Source organism: Flavobacterium sp. HJJ (genome assembly GCF_015351475.1).
In the GTDB taxonomy this organism is placed as follows: domain Bacteria; phylum Bacteroidota; class Bacteroidia; order Flavobacteriales; family Flavobacteriaceae; genus Flavobacterium; species Flavobacterium marginilacus.
Map to the genome: position 1 here is coordinate 104,723 of NZ_JADKPR010000013.1, position 19,120 is coordinate 123,842.

Annotated in this window: 14 protein-coding genes and 1 pseudogene; 8 read left to right on the top strand and 7 right to left on the bottom strand. The window is 33.6% G+C overall.

The window, feature by feature from the left end; genetic code table 11:
* Positions 1-366 precede the first annotated feature (366 nt).
* The 7 genes from IRZ80_RS11980 to IRZ80_RS12010 all read left to right on the top strand — a co-directional run bounded on the left by IRZ80_RS11980 (position 367) and on the right by IRZ80_RS12010 (position 10,496).
* Positions 367-1,425 (top strand): efflux RND transporter periplasmic adaptor subunit, encoded by a 1,059-nt coding sequence (locus IRZ80_RS11980; protein WP_194641802.1) that lies wholly within the window; start codon positions 367-369, stop codon positions 1,423-1,425.
* Positions 1,426-1,519: 94 nt separating this feature from the next.
* The gene (locus IRZ80_RS11985) at positions 1,520-4,618 is read left to right on the top strand and encodes an efflux RND transporter permease subunit (protein WP_194641803.1); all 3,099 of its coding nucleotides are present in this window, start codon (positions 1,520-1,522) and stop codon (positions 4,616-4,618) included.
* Positions 4,619-4,689: 71 nt separating this feature from the next.
* Positions 4,690-6,000, top strand: coding sequence for a TolC family protein (locus IRZ80_RS11990; RefSeq protein WP_194641804.1), 1,311 nt, complete (start codon positions 4,690-4,692; stop codon positions 5,998-6,000).
* Positions 6,001-6,024: 24 nt separating this feature from the next.
* Entirely contained in the window at positions 6,025-6,888 is an 864-nt protein-coding gene (locus tag IRZ80_RS11995; protein WP_194641805.1) for a bestrophin family protein, read from the top strand.
* A 190-nt stretch (positions 6,889-7,078) separates the two neighbouring features.
* Positions 7,079-9,499, top strand: a complete 2,421-nt coding sequence (gene pheT, locus IRZ80_RS12000) for a phenylalanine--tRNA ligase subunit beta (protein ID WP_194641806.1) — start codon at positions 7,079-7,081, stop codon at positions 9,497-9,499.
* A 174-nt stretch (positions 9,500-9,673) separates the two neighbouring features.
* Positions 9,674-10,198 (top strand): ExbD/TolR family protein, encoded by a 525-nt coding sequence (locus tag IRZ80_RS12005; protein WP_228520891.1) that lies wholly within the window; start codon positions 9,674-9,676, stop codon positions 10,196-10,198.
* A 94-nt stretch (positions 10,199-10,292) separates the two neighbouring features.
* On the top strand, positions 10,293-10,496 hold the full coding sequence (locus IRZ80_RS12010) for a hypothetical protein (protein ID WP_194641807.1): 204 nt from the start codon (positions 10,293-10,295) through the stop codon (positions 10,494-10,496).
* A gap of 577 nt (positions 10,497-11,073) precedes the next feature.
* Here the strand turns inward: IRZ80_RS12010 and IRZ80_RS12015 are convergent.
* The 5 genes and pseudogenes from IRZ80_RS12015 to IRZ80_RS12030 all read right to left on the bottom strand — a co-directional run.
* Positions 11,074-11,883, bottom strand: a pseudogene (locus IRZ80_RS12015) (transposase); the annotation flags it as partial.
* Positions 11,862-12,026, bottom strand: coding sequence for a hypothetical protein (locus tag IRZ80_RS21020; RefSeq protein ID WP_228520892.1), 165 nt, complete (start codon positions 12,024-12,026; stop codon positions 11,862-11,864). The gene IRZ80_RS21020 and the pseudogene IRZ80_RS12015, both read right to left, overlap by 22 nt.
* 125 nt (positions 12,027-12,151) lie before the next feature.
* Positions 12,152-12,367, bottom strand: a complete 216-nt coding sequence (locus IRZ80_RS21255) for a hypothetical protein (protein ID WP_410504230.1) — start codon at positions 12,365-12,367, stop codon at positions 12,152-12,154.
* A 223-nt stretch (positions 12,368-12,590) separates the two neighbouring features.
* Complete coding sequence (locus IRZ80_RS12025) at positions 12,591-12,908, bottom strand: Hpt domain-containing protein (protein WP_194641808.1); 318 nt, start codon at positions 12,906-12,908, stop codon at positions 12,591-12,593.
* Between the two features lie 109 nt (positions 12,909-13,017).
* Entirely contained in the window at positions 13,018-15,096 is a 2,079-nt protein-coding gene (locus tag IRZ80_RS12030; protein ID WP_194641809.1) for an LruC domain-containing protein, read from the bottom strand.
* 618 nt (positions 15,097-15,714) lie between these two features.
* On the opposite strand from IRZ80_RS12030, the gene IRZ80_RS12035 reads away from it, so the two are divergent.
* On the top strand, positions 15,715-16,929 hold the full coding sequence (locus IRZ80_RS12035; protein ID WP_194641810.1) for a sensor histidine kinase: 1,215 nt from the start codon (positions 15,715-15,717) through the stop codon (positions 16,927-16,929).
* An 813-nt stretch (positions 16,930-17,742) separates the two neighbouring features.
* On the opposite strand, the gene IRZ80_RS12040 is transcribed toward IRZ80_RS12035, so the two are convergent.
* Together IRZ80_RS12040 and IRZ80_RS12045 are read right to left on the bottom strand one after the other, a co-directional pair.
* Complete coding sequence (locus IRZ80_RS12040; protein WP_194641811.1) at positions 17,743-17,943, bottom strand: hypothetical protein; 201 nt, start codon at positions 17,941-17,943, stop codon at positions 17,743-17,745.
* Between the two features lie 195 nt (positions 17,944-18,138).
* Positions 18,139-19,119 carry a DUF6268 family outer membrane beta-barrel protein gene (locus tag IRZ80_RS12045; protein WP_194641812.1) on the bottom strand — a complete coding sequence of 327 codons (981 nt, stop codon included), beginning with the start codon at positions 19,117-19,119 and terminating at the stop codon, positions 18,139-18,141.
* Position 19,120: the final 1 nt, after the last annotated feature.

The following is a 19,120-nucleotide window of genomic DNA, read 5'->3' on the forward strand; positions in this document are numbered from 1 at the left end:
ACAAACAAAGTTTTTTATAAATCTGTGTTAATCTGTTCAATTTGTTTTATCTGTGACCCAATATAGAATAGAATGTGCAGAATATTTCTATCGGCTAAGTTGAGAGCATTTTTTTTGAAATAAAAAAAAGTTGTTTATTAGATAGTCAGATGGTTGATTTCGAAGTGTTTAATGGTTTTTAAAACTCAATTAAACCTTATCATATTTCTTTAGTCTAATTCTTTTGATGGAACTTTTTGGCTAAATTTTAATACTTGTATGTACAAACGTTAAATAATAATTAACAATTCCACTTTTAACAATTCTAAAGCCTAAATTTGTTTTGCCTTTGCTAAAGATATATTAAATTACTTTTAAAATTATAAAATGAAAATTAAAAACCTTGTTTACGCCTTATTAATTATCCTATTTGGCAGTTTTATAGCATATAGGATTATCTCAAATAAAAGTAAAAATGAAGAACCTAAAAATAAAAACGGTAAAGATTCTCCAATAATAGTAATCGGGCAAGTAGTAAAAACGGCTACTTTTGATAATAATTTATCTTTATCAGGCTCTATTGAGGCTAATGAACAGGTCGAAATTCATAGTGAAGTTTCAGGAATTGTAGAAGCCATTTACTTCAATGAGGGTTCTGTCGTAAATAAAGGACAGGTTTTATTTAAAGTAAATGATATTGAATTAAAAGCACAGCTGCAACAAGCGGTAACCAAAGAAGGCTTAGCTGCTGAAAATGCCAGAAGAGCTAAATTACTTCTCGAAAAAGAAGCCATCAGTCAAGAAGAGTATGATATTTCAAGAGCCGATTATAAATCAGCTCAAGCCCAAACGCAGTTAATAAGAGCTCAAATTTCAAAAACGGCTGTTAAGGCTCCGTTTTCAGGAAAAATAGGATTACGTTCTATTTCGCCGGGAACTTATATTACTCCAGCAATTTTAGTCGCAAAATTGGTAAATACTGGAAAATTGAAAATTACATTTTCTATTCCAGAAAAATATGCTTCCCAAATAAAATCAGGATCTACTATAGATTTTAGTGTTTCAGGATCTGCAAAAAAATATACTGCAAAAATATACGCAATAGAACCAGAAGTTGAAGTAGCTACGCGCACCTTACAAGTTCGTGCCATTGCAGATAATATAGACGGCGGTCTTTTCCCAGGAACTTTTGCTGATATAAAATTACCGTTAGCTATTATTAAAGATGCTATTGTCGTCCCTTCGGAAGCGATTGTTCCAGTTCAGGAAGGTAAAAAAGTCTTTATCTCTGACATGGGCAAAGCCAAAGAAGTAATGGTTGAAGCAACTACTAGGACTGATGCCTCTATTTTAATTCTTTCAGGTTTGAAGGCTGGGGATACTTTAATTACCAGCGGAGTTATGTCTCTTAAAAATGATGCTCCAATAAAAGTTACAGTAAAGTAAGTTATAAGTTATGAGTTATGAATTATAAGTTTTTCAATCATTACTTTAATTCATAAATCATAATTCATAACTCATAATTTATAATTAAAAAGAGATGAGTTTATCAACTACAAGTATAAGAAGACCAGTTTTAACTATAGTACTAAATCTTCTTATTATATTATTCGGTTTTATCGGGTACAGCTTTTTGGGTGTTCGTGAATTTCCATCAATTGATCCGGCACAAGTTTCCATTAGGACAAACTATACCGGAGCTAATTCTGATATCATAGAATCTCAAATTACTGAGCCTCTTGAAAAAGCAGTAAATGCTATTGACGGAATTCGGAATATAACTTCTTCAAGTAATCAGGGAAGCAGTAATATTACAATCGAGTTTAATTTGGATAAAGATCTTGAAAGTGCTGCAAATGACGTTCGTGACAAAGTTTCACAAGCTGTCAGGAGTCTGCCTCAAGACATAGATGCCCCGCCAGTAGTGTCAAAGGCTGATGCAGATAGTGAATCTATTATTTCGATGACGGTTCAAAGTGATACCAGAAGTTCATTAGAACTAAGTGATTATGCCGAAAATGTTATTTCACAGCGTTTAGAAACGATTCCAGGAGTGAGCGGTGTTCAAATTTGGGGGCAAAAACGTTATGCGATGCGTTTATGGATTGATCCTTCAAAATTAGCATCTTACGGCTGTACAGTTGCCGAAGTCCGAGCTGCTTTGAATGCCCAAAATGTTGAATTGCCTTCTGGGAAATTGACAGGAAATAATACTGAGCTTACTGTAAAAACAATTGGTAATTTATCAAAACCCGAGGAATTTAACAATATCATTATTCGTACCGATGGTGATAAAATTGTTCGTTTCAGTGATGTTGGAAATGCTTCATTAGGACCAGAAAACATTGAGACACAGCTTACTCAATCGGGTCTGCCGTTAATTGGTTTAGCAATTGTTCCTATGCCAGGTGCCAATTATTTGGATATTTCCAAAGAGTTTTACAAAAAATATGCTGCTTTAAAAAAGGATTTACCCAAAGATATCAAACTTAATATTGCTTTGGATAATACTATTTTCGTAAAAAAGTCGGTACTTGAAGTGGCAGAAACTTTAGGTATTTCAATTCTTTTAGTAATCATTATTATTTATTTATTTTTTAGAGACTGGGCAATTGCATTCAGGCCTTTAATAGATATTCCAGTTTCGTTAATTGCTACTTTTTTCATTATGTGGCTTTTTGGATTTTCGATAAATGTATTAACGCTTTTGGCTATTGTTCTGGCAACTGGTTTGGTTGTTGATGATGGTATCGTTGTTACCGAAAATATTTTCAAAAAAGTCGAAGAAGGAATGTCGCCAATTGAAGCCGCTATCAAAGGCTCAAATGAAATTTTTTATGCTGTAATTTCGATTTCGGTGACTTTAGCAGCGGTATTTTTACCTGTAATCTTTTTAGAAGGTTTTGTCGGCCGTCTCTTTCGGGAGTTTGGTGTGGTAATTGGAGCGGCGGTATTAATTTCGGCTTTTGTGTCTTTGACTTTAACACCAATGCTGAATGCCTATCTGATGAAAGGCGGTGAACAGAAAAAATCAAAATTTTATATTAAAACGGAGCCGTTTTTTGAAAAGCTAAACAGTGGTTATGCTGAATCTTTAAAAAGTTTCATGAATAAAAAATGGATTAGTTTCCCAATTCTGATTGTTTGTTTTGGGCTGATTTATTTGTTTTTTACCATTCTTCCAAAAGAAACCGCACCTTATGATGATCGCAGTTCGGTAACAATGCGTATGACGACTCCTGAAGGTTCTTCTTATGAATATACGGATCGCTTCATGCAGGAAATATCAAAATTAGTTGATGATTCGATTCCGGAGAAAAAAGTAAGTTTGGTCATAACCGCTCCTGGATTTGGTGCTTCTGCAACGAATAGCGGTTTTGTGAGGCTTTCATTATCAGGACCTGACGAAAGAAAAAAATCTCAAAAAGATATTGCTGATGAACTGTCAAAATGGACAAAAAAATATCCCAATGCAAAAACCTCAGTCCTTCAGCAGGCTACAATTGCGGTAAACAGACGTGGCGGCTTGCCTATTCAGTATATTATTCAAGCTCCAAATTTTGAGAAACTTCGCCAAAAAATTCCATTGTTTATGGACGAAGTTGGCAAAAGTGATGTGTTTTCTGTTACCGATGTAAATTTAAAATTTAATAAGCCTGAAATAAATGTAAGTATTGACCGTGCAAAAGCAGAAAGTCTTGGGATTTCTATTATGGATATTGCTCAGACACTGCAGCTTTCGTTAAGCGGTCAGCGCTTTGGTTATTTTATTAAAAACGGAAAACAATACCAAGTCATAGGACAATTTGATCAAAAAGACCGTTCAAAACCATTGGATTTAACGTCAATGTTTGTAAAAAATAACAAAGGCGAACTGATTCAGATGGACAATGTCGTTACTATTGAAGAACAGAGCAATCCTCCGCAGCTGTATCATAATAATAGGTACATGTCGGCAACGGTTTCAGCTGGTTTGGCTCCAGGAAAAAGTATAAGTGACGGAATTGATGTGATGAACGAAATTAAAGACAAAGTGCTTGACGATTCATTTACCACAGATTTAGGCGGAGAATCACGTGACTTTGTTGAGAGCAGTTCGAATACTTCTTTCGCTTTTGGACTTGCATTATTATTGATTTTCTTGATTCTTGCAGCACAATTTGAAAGTTTTATAGATCCGTTCATTATTATTTTGACTGTACCAATGGCGGTTGCAGGAGCTTTATTTTCTCTTTGGCTGTTCAATCAGACTTGGAATATTTTCAGTCAGATTGGAACGGTAATGCTTATTGGACTGGTAACCAAAAATGGAATTTTGATAGTCGAGTTTGCTAATCAGTTACGAGAACAGGGAAAACCAAAATTAGAAGCCATTTTAGAAGCTTCGGAAGCACGTCTGCGTCCCATTTTAATGACTAGCTTAGCTATTGCTTTAGGAGCATTACCAATTGCAATGTCATTAGGAGCTGCTTCTACTAGCAGAATTGGAATGGGAGTTGTCATTGTGGGTGGAACCATTTTCTCTTTGGTATTGACTCTTTTTGTAATTCCTGCAATTTATCTGATGTGGTCCAAGGCCAGAAAACATTACCCAGAATTTGATCATATCGAAGAATATGAAAGAGAAAGCAAATCGTAGATCTTAAATTTTGAACGAAAGTTAAAGTTGTGAATTGTTCTGAAAAGAATTGACGACAAATGATTGAAAATATGAAAACTAAAAATATAGTAAAAAGTCTGGTTTTATTTTTGTTTTGCATTGCAAAAACGAGTGCGCAGCAAGTACTGACTCTTGAAGATGCGATAAAAATAGCTTTAGAAAATAATTTTGAAATTAAAATTGCTAAAAACAATCTGAAAATTAATGAAACCAATGTCGCTATTGGAAACGCCGGGATGCTGCCTAGTGCGACAGCTTCTGTTGTGGACGATAACAGTGTTAAAAATTCTTCTCAAACCCGTCAGGACGGTACTACTACCTCGCTGGATAATGCTAAGAATAATAGTTTGAATTATGGTGTTTCCTTGAATTGGACGATTTTTGACGGAATGCGGATGTTTGCCAGATATGATCAGTTAAAAGAATTGCAAAACCTCAGTGATGCACAGTTAAAGTGGACTATTGTCAACAAAATCAGCAGTGTAAATTCTGTGTATTATGATTTGATTCAGGAACAGCAGAAATTATCCGATTTGGATTCAACTATTGTTATTTCTCAAAAAAGACTTGAATTTACCAAAAACCGATACACTATTGGAAAAAATTCTAAACTTGATGTTTTAAATGCGCAGGTCGATTTAAATACAGACCTTGGAAATCTGGTAAAAGAAAAACAGGCTTATGCTAATGCAAAAACTCTTTTGAATCAGATTTTGGCTCGGGATCTGAAAACAGATTTTATAGTTTCAAATAAAATTAATGTAGACAGAAAATTACAGCTGGCCGATTTAATGGCATTGGCTGAAAAGCAAAATCCTGAATTGGAGATGCAGATAATCAATAAAAAAGTAGCCGAATTAGAATTAAAACAAATCAAAGGAGACCGCTACCCTACTATTAAATTAAATACGGGTTACAATTTCAGTGATTCGCATTCGAGTCTTGGTTTTACCTCTCAGTCTTCTGCACATGGTTTGAATTATGGTTTTTCTGCTTCTTTAAATCTATTTGACGGCGATGCCCAAAACCGAAATGAAAAAATTGCTAAAATGCAGATTGACAATTCAAAACTGGCAATAGATCAGCAGCTGATTCAATTGAGAAGTAATTTGGCTGTCGCATATCAAGTGTATTTGACTAATCTGGATTTAATCGATTTGGAAGAAAGCAATACTGCCATTGCAAAGCAGAATATTGAAATAACTGCCGAAAAATTCCGAATAGGAACTATTACTTCTGTTGAGTTTAGGGCTGCACAATTAAATTTTATTAATTCCAGAATACGTTTGAGCAGTGCCCAGTTTCAGGCAAAATTATCTGAAATAACATTGCGTGAATTAGCAGGAAATCTTAATTTTTAATTATTTTTGGCATAAAAAGTCAGAATGATATCCTATAATCCCAAAGTTTGGTTCGCTTATATTTTTCGTTTTCATAGATCAGATTCCTTTAGGGAGTTATTGCCAATACTATTTTTAATTGCAGGCTATTGTGGCGCAGTTGTTTATTTGGAGATTGAATATTTCAAACTTGATGAAACCAGCCATGTAAAAAACCTTTTTGTAATACACACCAGTTTAGGATTTGTGATTTCCTTATTATTAGCTTATCGTGTCAATTCGGCTTATGACCGCTGGTGGGAAGGCCGAAAATTATGGGGAGCTTTAGTCAATAACAGTCGAAATTTAGCGATAAAACTTTCCGTGATTCTGAAAGATGAAAAGGATTTGGTTTATTTCAGGAAACTGATTCCAAGTTATGCTTCGATGCTGAACAAGCATTTGAAAGACGAAGAAACGAGTATGCAATTGTTTGAACATGTAGATCTGGCTCTTGATCACCACAAACACAGACCCAATCAAATCGCTAAAATGCTTTTCCAAAAAATAAACGATTTGTATGTTACCCACAAAATTTCAGGTGATCAATTGATTATTCTGAACAGCGAAATTCAGTCGTTTACTGATATTTGCGGTGCTTGCGAGAGAATAAAAAACACCCCAATCCCCTATTCTTACAGTACATTTATCAAGAAATTTATTTTTCTGTTTGTTTTGACCCTGCCTTACGCTTATGCATTTACATTGGGATATTATGTGATTCCTGTGGTTTCTTTTATTTTTTATGTATTGGCAAGTATCGAAATAATTTCGGAAGAAATTGAAGAGCCTTTTGGTTATGATGATAATGACTTACCTACGAAAAAAATTGCAGAGAATATCAAAAAACACATTGAAGAGTTAATTTAGAAAGTCTTAAATTTTATTGAATTTGAATTAATTTTTGAGGCTTACTGACTTTGACCCTCAAGAAACATTGATTATATTTGCATTCTTGAAAAAACCGTAGAATGAAATGTGCATGACTTAAATTGGTTCCAAGTGCCAATGACGATTTTGCGAATTACATTTGACCGATAAAAATAATAAACAGCTACAAATGAAAATATCTTATAACTGGTTAAAACAGTTCATTAAAATAGATTGGAAATCCGAGGAAACATCAGCATTACTTACTGATTTGGGGCTTGAAGTCGAAATTGTTGAGAAATACCAATCCGTTAAAGGAGGATTAGAAGGTATTGTTGTTGGGTATGTATTAACTTGTGTACCGCACCCAGATGCCGATCGTTTAAAAATTACTACTGTTGATCTTGGAGACGGTATTCCATTACAGATTGTGTGCGGTGCTAGTAATGTCAGCGCTGGACAAAAAGTGCCGGTAGCGACCATTGGAACCGTTTTGTATGATAAAGAAGGAAATCCATTTACTATAAAAAAAGGAAAAATTCGAGGACAGGAAAGCCATGGGATGATTTGTGCCGAAGATGAATTAGGTTTAGGTGAAGGTCATGACGGAATTATGGTATTAGATGAATCAATTCCTGCAGGAACATTAGCTTCTACTGTTTTTAAAATAGAAAATGATGAAGTTTTTGAAATTGGCTTAACGCCAAACCGTGCTGATGCTATGAGTCATTTAGGTACAGCACGTGATTTGAGAGCTGGTTTAATTCAGACAGGAATTAATGTTGAATTGATTACTCCGGCTGTTAGTAATTTTAGAGTGGATAAAAGAACTTTGAAAATAGATGTTGATGTAAAAGATATTCAGCTTGCGCCAAGATATTGCGGTGTTACTATTTCAGGACTTACTGTAAAAGAATCTCCAGAATGGCTTAAAAACAGACTGAAAGCAATTGGAATTAATCCAAAAAATAATATTGTAGACGTAACCAATTATGTATTGCATGATTTAGGACAGCCTCTGCACGCTTTTGATGCGGCTAAGATTAATGGAAAGATTTTGGTGCAGACACTTCCAGCCGGAACTAAGTTCGTTACATTGGATGATATTGAAAGAACTTTACACGAAGAAGATTTAATGATTTGTGACGAAAAAGGGCCTTTGTGTATTGCTGGTGTTTTTGGAGGAAAAAAATCGGGTGTTACGGAGGTAACGACTTCTATTTTCTTGGAAAGTGCTTATTTTAATCCAGTAAGTATTCGTAAATCGGCCAAAAGACATCAATTGAATACTGATGCTTCTTTTAGATTTGAAAGAGGAATTGATCCTACAATTACTGAATATGCTTTAAAAAGAGCTGCTTTATTGATACAAGAAGTTGCTGGAGGAGAAATCACATCTGATATTGTAGATATTTATCAAAAGAAAATTGAAGATTTTCCTGTGTTTTTGAATTTCCAGAATGTTTCCAGAATTATAGGTCAGGAATTGCCAAAAGATACTATCAAGCAGATTTTGGCTTCTTTGGAAATTAAAGTCAATAGTGTTTCCGATGCTGGTTTGGGATTAACAATTCCTGCTTATCGTGTTGATGTGCAGAGAGAAATTGATGTAATCGAGGAAATTCTGAGAGTTTATGGATATAATAACATTGTATTCTCTAAAAAATTAAACGCTACAGTTTCTAATTCGCCAAGAAATGAGGATTATAAAGTACAAAATACTGTTGCGGGTCAATTGAATTCTCAAGGATTTAATGAAATGATGGCCAATTCCTTGACCACAGCTTCCTATGTGCAGCTTTCAGAGACTTTAAAAGAGGATTATAATGTAACGATGTTAAATCCGTTGAGCAGTGATTTGGCAACAATGCGCCAGTCGATGTTATTCTCTGGTTTGGAAGCTATATCCTACAATATTAATCGTAAGAATTCAGATTTAAAATTATTTGAGTTTGGAAAAACATATCATAAATTCCTTGCCGGATACGAGGAAATTAAGCATCTGACATTGTTTCAGACAGGAAACAGAAACCAAGAAAGTTGGACAAATGCTCAAAAACCGTCTGATTTCTTTTTGTTTAAAGGATATGTTGAAGCCATACTTTCGAGATTAGGAATTGCTAATGCAAAAAGTACGGCTGTTTCTTCAGATGTGTTTTCTGAAGGAATTGCTTTTGGGCAAGGAAGTTTGTCTTTAGTTGAATTTGGAGTTGTAAAGAAATCAGTTTTAAAACATTTTGGAATAAAACAGCAAGTTTTATATGCTGATTTTAATTGGGCAAATGTTTTGAAAGCCATGTCCAGCAAAATTAAATATACTGAAATACCAAAGTATCCTGAAGTACGCAGAGATTTGGCTCTCTTGGTAGATCAAGAAGTAACTTATGACACAATTTATACAATTGCCAGACAAACTGAAAAATCGTTATTGAAAAATATTAATTTATTTGATGTATACGAAGGCCAGAATTTACCTGAAGGCAAAAAATCATATGCATTGAGTTTTACCATTCAAGATACTACCAAAACACTTGAAGATGCTCAGATTGATAAAATTATGAATAAACTGCAGAAAAATTTTGAAACTGAGCTTGGAGCTAGTTTGAGATAAATTTTTACAGTTAAAAATATAAACTCCCAATTCTTAAAATCTAAGAATTTGGGAGTTTTTTTATTCCTTAATTTTAATTTGTTATCGTTATCTGAATTAATTAACAAAAAAAAAAGTATTAAATTTAAACTAAGGAAATTTGAATAATTTACTCATTCTAAAAAACATCAGATTATGGAAATCAACAGAAAAATTAGGAGTAAAAAATTAAGTACAAGAGTAGATTTAACAGCCATGGTCAGTGTTTCTTTTCTGCTGATTATATTTTTTATGCTTGTCGGTGAATTATCTAAGCCAAAAATTATGGATTTAACTTTGCCTAATAGTTGCGATATTTCATGTGGACCAATTGGATGTTTTAAAGCAAATCGTTTCTATACAATTTTATTGGATGATAATAATAAAATTATAACCTATTTTGGTTTATTGGAGTTACCAATTCAAAGCCCAAAGGAACTTCAATATGGAAAAAATGGAATACGTAAAGAACTGTTTTATATCAACAAAAAAGTGCGTGAATATTCTGCAAGTATAGGAAAGCCTAATAATGGTGTAATAGTAATTATTAAACCTAGCAAAAAATCTAATTATGCAAATTTGGTTGATATTCTCGATGAGATGAAAATAGCAAATATAGATTCTTATTCAATAGTTGATTATTATACTCCTGAAGAAACAAAATTACTTGCAATGAAATAATTATTGTTTTATGTATTTCTATTTCGTGATCTACTAGTTAACAGTTAACTGTAACTTAACTCGAAATTAGGAGAAATCAAACTTAAAATAATATGTGAAGAAAAACATTTTGATATTTTTAAGCCTATTTTTAATAGTTAGTTGTGCAAAACATAAAAGCGATTTTGAAAGGTTTGAAATGAGTTATAATGATGGTTGGGCAGAACGGTTTTCTGTCGTTATTTGGAATGACGGAATATTAGAAGTAAAATTATTTAATGGAAGTGGAGAGAAAGAAATAAGAGGGAAAAAAATTTGAAAATATTAAGAATCAAATAGACAAAATTAAAAACATTAATTATCAATGTGTTGATTGTGGTATTGCATCAATTGAAATAGAAAAAAATAATAAGATTTATAAAACACTTCAAAAAGGTAAATTAAGTACTGAAACAAGTAATTTGATTGACACGCTCAGAAAAATAATTCATAATCCTAAGTTGTATTATTTATTATCTAGATATAAATATAAAATTGCTAATAGAATTATTGAAAAAGCAAAATTTGAAAAGTAACATCAAGAAATAAAAGAGCTACACTAACAGCTAGAGTTTCGTTGCGTGCGTAGCACGAACAATGAAACTCGTGTTGAACGGAACCGCTGTGATTCCGCAACTATGGAGTTATCGTAAAAGAGATTTGTAATTTTTCGAAACTATTCTAAAAAGTGTGTAAGTTTAAAAATATAGGGGTTTTCAATAGATAAATGCGCCTCTTTTTTTGGGGATGATTTCGCTTGGTTTTTTTTCGTGTTTTCCGTCACTTTTGAGCATAACTTCCCTTACCCGTAAAATTAGTTTTGACAGGAACTGGAATTTTGGCTACTGCCAAGATACCAAGCCGTCTCGCCGATAGTCTTTGTAATCAAAAGTCACGTTTTGGGCATCAATGTTTTTTATCCGATGGTTGCTAATGGCAATTTTGTGCGTGTATCTGCCTAGATATTCCACTACAGATTTTGAACTTCCAAAGGGACGTTTAGCAAACACCACCCAAGGTTTTAGCCATAATTCCTGCCGGATCTGCTCATAACCAATAGGGTTTTTGGCTTTGAGTTTTTGACAATATTTAGCCCTAAAAACCTTTGACAATGCTTTGACCGCAAACAAAAATTTGCCATCGCTTGGGCTGTTTTTCCATTGCCTATTTTTGTCAACTCCACCACCGGGAACGATGCAATGCAGGTGCGGATGCAGGCTTAATTGCTGTCCCCAAGTGTGCAAAACCGCAATCATCCCCATTTGCACTGCTTTGGCTTTGCCAAAATATTGAAGCGTTTCCCAAGTAGCTTCAAACAAAGTGTCGTACACTATTTTAGGCTGATGTATCGCCAACGGATTGATGCTCTCAGGCAGTGTAAACACGACATGGAAGTAGGGTACGGGCAAAAGTTCCGTACTTCTGGCCTGAATCCAATCTTCACGCTTATTTCCTTGGCACTTGGGGCAATGCCGATTGCGGCAACTATTGTAACTTATAGTGATTTTGCCACAGCAATCACAAGCATCAATATGACCGCCTAATTCTGCTGTCCTGCATTTTTTGATGACTGATAATGTGCGCAACTGCCAAGTATTCAATCCATAGTTTTCGATTTTTAAGCCTATTTTTCGCAGTACATCCGCTACTTCAAAGAGTGGCTGCATTTGGCAAAAAGAGTATCGAGTGGACTAAAAATACGCTGGCTTTCGAGTTGGGCAATCTGCAGATATTCCATCGTGGTTTCGATGTTTTGGTGTCCCAAAAGATCTTTGAGCGTCATGATATCCATCCCGAAGCCCACAACCATAAAGCAGTCCGATGAGAATTTTATGTTTTAGCAGTTTGGCCTTTTGCAGCATTGCCCAGACTTCTTCCTTACTTAAAACAACAGGCAGTTTTTTTTCGTGCTTTATTGAAGGTAAACGAAGGTATTCATATGAAAAACCCTTCTGATTTCAACAGAAAACGTAATCCATAAACACAGTGTTTGAAATACGTCTGCGAAGGGGTTTTGGACTTTTTTTGTTGGTAAAACAAGTAGTCCTGCACTTGCTCGGGATCAAGCTCGGTAGGGATTTTGCCAAAATAGAGTGAAATCGACGCCACATGACGCGAATAGTTATTAAATGTACTCTGACTTCTGCCCAAGACTGAAACTGTCCGCTCAAAACGATCTAGAAGTTCAATAAATCCCGGAACTTCACGCCGAGCTTGATTTAAGATTAAATCTTCCGGTTTCTTTTTTTTGTAGCCATAATATTTGAATTTTAATTATATTCGTAAGGTACTAAATCTCGGTAAGTGCTACCGAAGGTTTAGTTCAACAGACGTTTGACGGGATTTTTTTTGCTTAATAGACTTCTTTCATTCTTTATATTTTATCAAAAAAATGTGTCAAGATTTTTAATACCTCATTAAAATTATCATGTAGTCCAGCATTCCCTTCGCCTAAATTTATTTCATGCTCAGATGCCAATTCATAACTTTGGACAAGCCCTAAAAGACTGATTTTATGTTTAATTTTATGTACGTTATGTGCCGCCAAATCAAAGTTATTACTGATAATATTATTCAAATATGTCTCCCTCTCGCCTGGAAATTCCATTTTTAAGACCTTAAATATTTTTTCTTCAAAAACTTTATCTCCTCCGGAAAGTTGTGAAATATAAGTAAAATTCGGTTCTTCCATAATTTATTAGTCGGGGAACAAATTAATATTCTAAACAATTATTGCCTAGTTCCAGGCTACAGGAGTATTTTGTAAGATGCAAAACATTACTATTATGCATCTAACCATATTATTTATTATAAATATTGGAACTGTTTCTATATCCAGATTCGTTTTTATACCAATTTTTATAGTCTACGCCATTGCTTAAAACCCAATTTATAAATTTTAAGTGGGATACATCGATTTTTGCTTTTTCAATTGGATATTCAAAACGGCTTGGAAAATTAAGAGCCCAAGGTAAGTTATCTTTTGTTTTGTAATATTTTCCTACTGCAGACACAGAGTTATCAGCAGAAGTTCCAAAATAGGATTTGTCTGCTAAATCAGTTGGTGCGTAATTTGGCAGATGAACCTCTTTTCCTCTTTCTTTATTTACTATAATGAATGGGTTGAAAGGTGCCATTCCGAAGACAGCTGCATCAATAGGGTTAACCAAATCTATATTGACTTCTATTGTCTCTGAGGGAACAAATGGCTCGTTAGGGTTAGTGTTGCCAGAGCCATGTTTCCATGCATTGTCAAAAACAATTATGGTAGCATTTTTTTGACCAGCTTCTGTTCCGTTACCGCTTGTTTTTATGTATCCTTCAGTATATTTTGTCCCTGTTACAGATAAAATCTGTGATGGAGTTACTCCAGGAATTGAAAAACCGAAACCATTTTGAAAACTAGCTCCAATAGCTCTTACCGTGAATTTTCCTTTCAAGCTGACTACCTTATTTTGCGCATTTGTAATTCTATTAAAATTATAATCAATAACCAAATCATTAAAATCGTAATCTCCTTTTGATGGCCATAAATCTTCGAAAGCAAGTGTTCCAAATATACTGCTGCTAGGGTAAAAGTTATTAAAAGCTAATTTCGGATCATTTGGATAGTCATCTGAACTATCAATTATGCCGTCTTTATCTGTATCTATACGTTCAGGATTTATTTTTTGAACATCCAGTATTTCAACATTTTTTATTGGATTTGCGGTAGCATAGAAAACAGCATCATTAAAGTCATTGTCTCCAGCTGGGCGAATTAGATCTTCAAAGCTAATTAAGAACACACTTCTTTTTTCATCATAAAGCATAACAGTATGCTGGCGGTTTTTGATATCCGGCTCTGGATTTAACTCCAAGTTAGAATACAGCAAGCCCAATCCTTCTGTTGATTGTCTCGTTTTATCATCCCAGCCATTACGCATTAACATCCAGCCTATTACGGTATTTTTTTCGAAAACGCCTAAAGAAACTTTATCCCCCGAATACAATCCTCCTCCTGAACCCGCAAATGAGGCATTTGGAAAAATCACAAAACATTCTTTGACATCTGCTGGTGTTTTAGGCGGAAAATCTCGGTCATAAGTATAGTATGCCAATACATTTTTATATCCAGCCCCTTCAGAAACAAAAGTAATCCATACCTCGGCTTTATCTAAAATAACTAGATTATGCTGGTTATTTCCTAAAAGATATTCCGGATGAAATGTAGGAACAGGCATGTTTTCTGGTAATGCATTGTTTACATCTGTTAGAAAATCTTTGCTTATTATATCAGATTTAGCCAATAAATTAGTTGGCACCCCATTATTATTATATGTACCTATATAATTAATTTTGACATTAGCATTCCGTTTGCTGTAAAGGGCTTTTTCTATTTTTGAATAAAAGGGGTTCTCGCTAAATTTTTGACTTTTTTGTGTATTTTTTGTACCCCCAAAAGTAAAATTTACCGCGCCATTTTCTATAGGTACTTTTGTTTCTGGGACAAAACCGACAAAATTGGTTTTTAAAACAACATCTGCCATATCATCTTCAAAAGTATAGTCTACTACAAATTCTCCCTGCTGATTGGTTATACCATTAATAATTTCTTTACCATTTTCTTCCTGAAAATTGGTCCAGACACTTACTTTAACATCTGGAACAGCATTTCCTTGATTATCTTTTGTTCGAATGGTTACTTTAGCCTCTTTTGTATTCTTCCAGCTAAATGCTGAGGAAGCTTTTAAATTATCAATAGTAACCTGCCCTGGATCTACAGGAACTTCGGAAGGATCTTTACTGCAAGAATTTAGCGAAAAAATTGCGGTAAATATTATTATTAATGAATTACTGATCTTACAAGCATTTTCAAAGGAGAAACTGACATTTTTCATAAATTTTACTTTTTTAAGGATCATTATTAATGCAGATAAAGTATTTAAAATATTACTGTTTTAAAATGAAAAAGATGCATTTAAAACAACTATGAAATCATTAAATTTAAAATCTCTTTTAAAATTACAATTTAAATAGTAAAAAAAGCACGTATAAATACCTGATTTATAAAACATATAAAGCATTCAGTCACTGAAAAGCCCTGTCTGGCAGATTCATAAATGTCGAGCTTAAGGAAAGTGTAATTCGATGCGCAGCCTAAAATACCTTTTAACAGATTCCTCTTTCGATTTTACGCTTTTTCAAGTTTAGCCTGCTTTCTTCTTCAGGCAGGGTTTCAATGGTTTTTAATTTAGGAGCTGATTATTTTATAAACTAAAGTATAGTTAAGAATAAAACGTTTCATTTTAATCAAAACAAGTAAACATTGCATAGCCGGCATTTATCCCAACGGCAGATCTATAGCAAAAAACCGATTCAAATTGTTACCAGTACTGTAATAATTAAATTATATTTTTTTTTAAATATAAATCAAAAATTTAGTAATTTCATATTTTGAAATAATATTTCGCTAACACATTAAACTGACTTTCAACAGATAAAGCTAATAACCTTGTATGCATAAACCCGAAACTCCCGATAATGAACACTTCCGTTCAAAATCCTTGCAGGAATATAAAATACTGGATACACTGGAAGAAGCAGAGTATGACGCCCTGACGAAAATAGCTGCTGAAATCTGTGGCACTCCTATCGCACTAGTGAGTTTAGTAGATGGCAACCGGCAATGGTTTAAATCGCACCATGGCTTAGATGCAACCCAAACACCCAGGGATTTTTCTTTTTGTGCCCATGCGATCAATACACCTGATGAATTATTTATTATTCCGGATGCTACTAAAGATGAAAGGTTTTTTGATAACCCATTAACAACTGACGGGCCTCATGTAATATTTTATGCTGGTGCTCCTTTAAACACTAAGGACGGTTATGCTTTAGGAACCCTCTGTGTCATTGATACAAAACCTAGAGAAGGTCTTACTGAAGGGCAAAAAGAATCCTTAAGAGCACTGGGAAATCAAGTAATATCGCAGCTTGAACTCCGAAAAAAAAACAGATTACTGGAAGAGTTAAACAATGAAATTATTAAAAAAAACATACAGCTCAATCAATTTGCCCATCGCCTCACTCATGATTTAAAAGTTCCAATCAGCGGGGTAAACTCCCTGTTAACTTTCATAAAAGAAGATTACAAAACACTCATCAAAAATACTGAACTCGAAGAATGGATTGATTTAATCTATTCACGCAATGAGTACATGGACTTCTTAATCAATGGCATTTTAGAATATACGAAGGTTGCCAATGATGACGTTTATTTTGAAGATTTTAACGTAGAAACTGTAGTTCAATATATACTGAACAATGGTGTATTGCATACTCCTATCCGTGTAAACTACATTGATTGTGATGTCATTATAAACCATTCTAAAATAGGTTTTGTCCAGATTATTCAAAATCTATTATCCAATACAATAAAACATACCGATAAAAAAGAATGCAATGTCTGGCTCACGTTCAAAGAAAATGAAACCAGCTTTTCTTTTATATATGAAGACGATGGACCTGGTATACCACAGGAATACCGGGAAAAAGTCTTTGGACTGTTTGAAACTCTAAATTCAAATTCTAGTAAAAACTCTGGCATTGGTCTGGCAACAATCAAAGCAATAGTAGACCGAATGGGAGGTACTATTTTCCTGCAGAATAGAGAAAACAATCAAAAAGGCGTGTGTTTTTGTTTTGTTCTGCCAAAACACAGCAAGAATTAACTTCAAAAATTTCAATAACACATTTACTATTCTTACTATTAATATTTACAAACTAATAAATCGGACAGTAAATCATAAGATATTTTTGAAACTGATCCAGCTTGAAAATCATTCCATATTGAATCTTACTGCAATTTTATAGATAAACTATTTCTAAAGCTTCTATCTCTAAGATTGCTCTTGATTAAAACGAACTAAATTTCCATTTTTTCAGAATCTTTTTAAGTGGACGCAATTAGAATTTCAGTTTGTCAAAATTCAAAATTTTTTCTATTTGTTTTAATATTACTGCCTCTATATATATTTCTTCATGATTTAGGCTTACTAATTTTATAACTTTTATGTTTACTAATTGCAGTACATTAGCATATACTGATATTATCACGGGTTTCCAGATATAAATTGCAAAGTGAAATTATGACAAGGTCTAAAACAATAACTAAAAAAGGCCACACCAAAAGAAAGATTTACAGGAAAATGACTTAGTAGGGATCCACACCGATAGCATACCAAATGCAAAACATCGACAGCTACTGGTAAAAAACGGCTTCACTCGAGAGGTTTCCAAAGGCTGGTACATTGCAGCAGATCCAATTTAAAAAAAAGAGGAAACAACTGCTTGGTTTAGTTCATACGGGGATTTTATTTCTCAATTTTTTAATAAAAAACATAGGAAGAACTGGTGTATATCAACTGATCAGTCACTGCTTATCAGTGCCGCAGTAATTAATTATACGCTCTCCAGAAGGCAATGACAAGCCAATCCCATTGCTATAGAATATATCACTTTTCAATCTAAAGACTGCTATAGCATCACCTGACAAGATTGAGATACAAAGAAACTTTTAAATCATTGACTTTTGCTAATGAATCGTTTGGAATACTACTTATTATTGCTTTTTCATCAATAATCTTTAATTCAGCAGGGAAGAAAGATTGACTAAAAAAGTTTATCGTGTTGATTGTTTTGAAAATCCCATGGCTGTCATCTGTTTTTGCAACAATTTTCAGCATTGCCAAATCATATTCTGATTCATTTTTGAGCCAAATAAAATTTACAAATCATTTCTGATAATATATCATCTAATTTCTGGTCAATTAAATTTTTCTTTAGAAGATAAAGATTTTTTTATTTCACCAAGATTATTGGTCTAAATTGAAACCATAAAATAGCTTATATACATTCAAACTTTAGCTTATATAGAAAAATTATTTGCTTTGAAAGGGATTAAATGAAATACCAATATTAAAATAACCATTCATATCTTGTTTAACAATCATGATCTCATTGGTAGCCCCTCGTTCTCTCAAGTTTCCTTGCAACGTACTATTCAATCCGCCTTTTAGAGTTGTGATAAAGTTTTTGCTTAGCATATATTCATATATAAAACCAGATTTAATTTCATTTCTGTTAAATTGATATACTTCCTTAAGTCCTGACTGATGAGGATACACAAAAAAGGATTCATTATCAAAAGCTACACCCAACGAAATACGCCCTTTATCTAATAATGGCCTTCGCATATATACATATTTTGGCAACACAATATCCAGTGACCACTTCGAATTGGAAAACCTATGTTCGAAAGTAAAAGTCGGTAATACAGGAAAAATGGATGTGTTGTTTGTCTGTAAAAGCATTCCTAAAGTTAATGTAGTTTGTTCTGTTTTTTTGAGTACAAAACTTCCTATCAAAACCCCATTAATTCTTTCAAAACCGCCATTTGATCCTTCGGCAATAACACTGGCATTGTAAACGAAGGTTTTCCCAAATAATTTAGAATAGTATGTAAAATTCAGTCCTGTGGAATAAAAATGAAAATTTTCATTGTCGGTGTGAATTATCGGAGTGCCAATAGTTGAAAAATTTTCGTAATTTTCAAATTCCAAAGACTCGGATTTATAGCGTAAAGACCCGCTAAAAGTCCATTTTTGTTTTCTGATAATTGGTGCGTTTAAAGCTGCCTTAAATCTTTTCTGACTTTTAAGGGTTCCTTTTTCAAATAGTTTTCCATATAAATCAGCATCATAATCACCAGGTGAAAATTGTTCATATTGAAAATCCAAAAACCTGGTGGATGGAAAACGTGTCGTAACAGCTTTTACCGCCTTTTTTCTAACAGAATCAGCTTCAATCTGTGCTGTCATAGAAAATAAAGGAATTATAAGTAATAAAATAGTTAATCTCATA

Bases quoted from the DNA above. Each gene is read 5' to 3' on its own strand.
- IRZ80_RS12045 (WP_194641812.1), bottom strand. From the start codon at position 19,119: ATGAGATTAACTATTTTATTACTTATAATTCCTTTATTTTCTATGACA.
- IRZ80_RS12035 (WP_194641810.1), top strand. From the start codon at position 15,715: ATGCATAAACCCGAAACTCCCGATAATGAACACTTCCGTTCAAAATCC.
- IRZ80_RS11995 (WP_194641805.1), top strand. From the start codon at position 6,025: ATGATATCCTATAATCCCAAAGTTTGGTTCGCTTATATTTTTCGTTTT.
- IRZ80_RS11980 (WP_194641802.1), top strand. From the start codon at position 367: ATGAAAATTAAAAACCTTGTTTACGCCTTATTAATTATCCTATTTGGC.
- IRZ80_RS12025 (WP_194641808.1), bottom strand. From the start codon at position 12,908: ATGGAAGAACCGAATTTTACTTATATTTCACAACTTTCCGGAGGAGAT.
- IRZ80_RS12030 (WP_194641809.1), bottom strand. From the start codon at position 15,096: ATGAAAAATGTCAGTTTCTCCTTTGAAAATGCTTGTAAGATCAGTAAT.
- IRZ80_RS21020 (WP_228520892.1), bottom strand. From the start codon at position 12,026: ATGGTTGTGGGCTTCGGGATGGATATCATGACGCTCAAAGATCTTTTG.
- IRZ80_RS12005 (WP_228520891.1), top strand. From the start codon at position 9,674: ATGGAAATCAACAGAAAAATTAGGAGTAAAAAATTAAGTACAAGAGTA.
- IRZ80_RS12040 (WP_194641811.1), bottom strand. From the start codon at position 17,943: ATGCTGAAAATTGTTGCAAAAACAGATGACAGCCATGGGATTTTCAAA.
- IRZ80_RS11985 (WP_194641803.1), top strand. From the start codon at position 1,520: ATGAGTTTATCAACTACAAGTATAAGAAGACCAGTTTTAACTATAGTA.
- IRZ80_RS11990 (WP_194641804.1), top strand. From the start codon at position 4,690: ATGAAAACTAAAAATATAGTAAAAAGTCTGGTTTTATTTTTGTTTTGC.
- pheT (WP_194641806.1), top strand. From the start codon at position 7,079: ATGAAAATATCTTATAACTGGTTAAAACAGTTCATTAAAATAGATTGG.